Origin of the sequence: Streptomyces sp. SBT349 (assembly GCF_001083795.1) — a bacterium.
Lineage (GTDB): Bacteria > Actinomycetota > Actinomycetes > Streptomycetales > Streptomycetaceae > Streptomyces.
Window position 1 is genome coordinate 1 of record NZ_LAVK01000511.1, and the last position, 3,825, is coordinate 3,825.

General features: G+C 73.9%; 4 protein-coding genes and 1 riboswitch. Of the genes, 1 reads left to right on the top strand and 3 read right to left on the bottom strand.

Features of this window, described 5'->3' with window-relative positions; all coding sequences use genetic code 11:
- Positions 1-108: 108 nt before the first annotated feature.
- The 3 genes from ADY01_RS33830 to thiO all read right to left on the bottom strand — a co-directional run bounded on the left by ADY01_RS33830 (position 109) and on the right by thiO (position 2,337).
- Entirely contained in the window at positions 109-855 is a 747-nt protein-coding gene (locus ADY01_RS33830; RefSeq protein ID WP_049580595.1) for a thiazole synthase, read from the bottom strand.
- 133 nt (positions 856-988) lie between these two features.
- Positions 989-1,201, bottom strand: coding sequence for a sulfur carrier protein ThiS (thiS, locus tag ADY01_RS33835; protein ID WP_049580593.1), 213 nt, complete (start codon positions 1,199-1,201; stop codon positions 989-991).
- Complete coding sequence (gene thiO / locus ADY01_RS33840; protein ID WP_049580596.1) at positions 1,198-2,337, bottom strand: glycine oxidase ThiO; 1,140 nt, start codon at positions 2,335-2,337, stop codon at positions 1,198-1,200. The genes thiS and thiO overlap by 4 nt, the downstream gene beginning before the upstream one ends.
- A gap of 66 nt (positions 2,338-2,403) precedes the next feature.
- Positions 2,404-2,515, bottom strand: a riboswitch (TPP riboswitch).
- 193 nt (positions 2,516-2,708) lie between these two features.
- On the opposite strand from thiO, the gene ADY01_RS33845 reads away from it, so the two are divergent.
- Entirely contained in the window at positions 2,709-3,620 is a 912-nt protein-coding gene (locus ADY01_RS33845) for a DUF1996 domain-containing protein (RefSeq protein ID WP_049580594.1), read from the top strand.
- Positions 3,621-3,825: the final 205 nt, after the last annotated feature.

Genomic DNA, 3,825 nt, shown 5'->3' on the forward strand with positions numbered 1-3,825 from the left:
GAACAGGGGGGCGCGGGTTCTCGGCCGGGTACGGAGTGGTCACGGTCCCCCCAATGAGGTTGGCGCCACCTGCTGCGTCGCCCCCCGGGCAACAGCGTGGATCGTATATCAGTACGAGAATGCCGGGCGTTCGGGATCGAGCGCCGCCAACCCCTCGGCCGGGGACGACGCCTCGGCGAAGTGCCGCCGCGGGATCCGGCCCGCCCGGTGGGCGAGCCGGCCCGCCGCCACAGCATGCCGCATCGCCCGCGCCATGAGCACGGGACGCTGGGCCCGCGTCACCGCGGACGCCAGCATCACCCCCGCGCATCCCAGCTCCATGGCCTGCGCCACGTCGGAGGCCGTTCCCGCCCCCGCGTCCAGGATGACCGGAACGCCCGCGCGCTCGGTGATCAGCTGGAAGTTGTGCGGGTTGCGGATGCCGAGCCCCGAGCCGATGGGTGACCCGAGCGGCATGATCGCCGCGCAGCCCGCCTCCTCCAGCCGCTGGGCGATCACCGGGTCGTCGTTGGTGTACGGCAGCACCGTGAAGCCGTCGTCCACCAGCAGCTCGGCGGCGTCCAGGGTGGCCACCGGGTCGGGGAGCAGGGTGCGTTCGTCCGCGATGACCTCCAGCTTCACCAGGTCGGTGCCCAGCGCCTCCCGCGCCAGACGCGCCGTCAGCACCGCCTCGCCCACGGTGTGGCAGCCCGCGGTGTTCGGCAGCGGCGTGACGCGGAGCTCCTCCAGGACCGAGAGCACCGAGCCGGCCAGCCGCGGGTTGATGCGGCGCATCGCCACCGTGGTCAGCTCGGTCCCCGAGGCGGCGAGCGCATCGCGCAGCACCTCCAGGCTCGGGGCGCCCCCGGTGCCCATGATCAGCCGCGACGTCAGCCGCAGCCCGCCGAGGAGGAACGTGTCGTCGTCGTCCGCGGCGTTCCCGCCGGACGCGGCCCCGGCCCCGGCGGCGGTGTCCGGGAGCGCGGTGTCGGGTGGGGTGGTCATGCGGTCAGCCTCCTTGCACAGCGGTCAGCACCTCGACGCGGTCGCCCTCCGCCAGCGCGGTGCCGCGCCACTGGCCGCGCGGAACCACGGTCTCGTTCACCGCGGCGGCGACCCCGCCCCTGGCCGCGGTGAGGCCCGTCACCAGCGCCTCCAGCGTGGTACCCCGGGGGAACGCGCGCCGTTCGCCGTTGACCCAGACCGCCAGCGAGTCGGTCATGCCGACACCTCCCAGCCGCGGCGGGCGAAGCGATCCGCGGCGAACGGACGGGCGTAGTCCGGGAGTTCGCCCGTGGTGAGCACCTCGGCCAGCGCCTCACCCGTGATCGGGGCGAGCAGCACGCCGTTGCGGTGGTGGCCGGTGGCCAGCGACAACCCGGGCAGCGCGGTGGGGCCCAGCAGCGGGGCGTTGTCCGGCGTCGCCGGGCGCAGCCCCGCGCTGGTCTCCACCAGCGGAAGCTCCGTCACCCCGGGCACCAGATCGTGGGCGTCGCGCAGCAGCTGGTACACCCCGCCCGCGGTCACCGCCGTATCCCAGCCGCGCTCCTCCGAGGTGGCGCCGATGACCAGCTCGCCGCTGACCCGCGGCACCAGGTACACCTGGGCGCCGCGCACCACCGCGCGGACCGTGCGGGAGAGGAACGGCGCGTACTCGCGCGTGATCCGCAGCCGCAGGATCTGGCCCTTCACCGGCCGCACCGGCACCGACACCTCGGGCGGCAGCCCGCCGAGGCGCCCGCTGCCGGAGCCCCCGGCCAGCACCGTCCGGCCCGCCGCCACGGCCGTTCCGTCGTCGAGGACCACGCCGCGCGCCCGGTCGCCGGAGACCGTCAGCTCGCGTGCCCAGGAGCGGAGGAAGGTGACCCCGGCGCGTTCGCACGCGGCCAGCAGCGCGGCCGTGACCAGCCGCGGGTCGGCCTGGTGGTCGCCGTCCACGCGCAACCCCCCGCGCACGCCGGGCGCGAGCATCGGCTCCAGCTTTCTGCACTCCCGGCCGGACAGCCACTCCGTGTCCAGGCCGCAGCGCTGCTGGAGCAGGTGCAACTCCCGCAGCTGCGCCCGGTCGTCGGCGTCCAGCGCCGCCGCGAGCGTGCCGCAGGCGCGGTAGCCGACGCCGGCTCCGGCCGCCTCGGCGAGCTCCTCGGCGAAGTCCGCCCAGCGCGCCGCCGAGGCGAGCCCGAGCCCGAGCAGCGGCTCCTCGCCGTGGTGCAGCTCGGTGACGGCGGCCAGCATCCCGGCCGCCACCCGCGCGGCGCCCTCGCCGGTGGCGGGGTCGACGACCGCGGTGCGCAACGAACGCCCGGCGGCCCGCCAGGCGGTGACCAGGCCGATGACGCCGCCCCCGACCACGACCACGTCGAACGACGCGCGCGGTGCGGACGGCGGGGACGGTGGGGACGGCGAGAACTCTCGTGCGGTGCGCGGAACCACGCGACTCCTCCCTTCGCCGGCATGACCCGGATCAGGTGCGTACGGTCGGAGGCCGCTCAGCCTCCCTCTCAGCCCGGTGCGCCGGGCTCCCGTGGTGCGTTACTGCACGGCCAGCTTAGTACCCCTCCGGGGCGCCGGGGGAGCGGGCGGGTGAGAGAGCGCTCTCTCGCCGTTCCGATGCCCATTGCCGTTTTCCGTTCCGGGATCGTGCCGGATGCCTTGACGCCTCCCGTGCCCACTTCTAAGTTCCGCCTGAGAGCGCTCTCTGAACTCCCCCACCCCATGAAGGAGAGCTCGTGAAATCACCCCATCCGCGCGCCGCGGCGGCAGTCTGGCCGCGCCGCGCCCTCTACGCGGTGCTGGCGGTCACCTGCCTGCTGGCGTCGCAGCTCTTCACCTCGGCGACCTCCACGGCCGCCGTCGAGGAGGAGGCCGTCGAGCCGAACGTCGTCCGCGTGGCGGAGTTCGTCGCGGAGTGCGACTTCAGCCACCGGCTGCCGGACGACCCGATCGTCTTCCCCAACATGCCGGGGGCCTCGCACTCGCACAGTTTCTTCGGCAGCACGGTGACGGACGCCAACACCACCAACCTGGGCGACCTGCTGGAGGGCGACAGCACCTGCGACCCCGCGATCGACCTGTCCTCCTACTGGGTGCCGACCCTGTTCGTGAACAACCAGCCCGTCGAGCCGCAGTCGGCGACGTTCTACTACCTGGGCGAGGGCGTCAACTCGAATGTCGTGGCGCAGACCCAGTCCCTTCCCCAGGGTCTGAAGATCGTGGCCGGCAACGCGCGGGCCACCAGCCCCGACCAGTCCATCGCGCGGTGGTCGTGCCTGCACGCCGGGCACGTCAACCCGTCGAAGGACTTCGTCAACTGCCCGTCCGGCACCGCGCTCGAGTCCTACCTGGACTTCCCGCAGTGCTGGAACGGCACCGACCTCGACTCGCCGGACCACATGAGTCACATGGCCTACCCGGTGGCGGGTCAGTGCCCCTCCACCCACCCGGTGGCCGTGCCGAAGCTCCGTCAGGTGCTCCGTTACCCGGTCAGCGGTGACCCCTCCGGATTCCGGCTGGCGTCCGGGCCCGGATACACGATGCACGGGGACTTCTTCAACGCCTGGCCCGAGGACGAGATGGACCGGCGGGTGCGCGACTGCATCCGTCCCGTCATCAAGTGCGGGCCCAACGGCGTTCCTTCCTGATCCAGCCCAGTGAACGGCGCACCAGTGTGCCGGCCCGCTTCCCGCGGGCCGGCATCGGACGAGAGGACCGAGGGGCCCATGAGAGCGACAGCCGCCACCGTGGCCACCGCCCTGCTGGCCGCGTTGTCGCTGGCGGGCTGCGGGGGAGACGGCGCGGCGCCGGACGAGCCGGAGCGACCCGCGCAGTCCCCGGCCGCCCCGGACC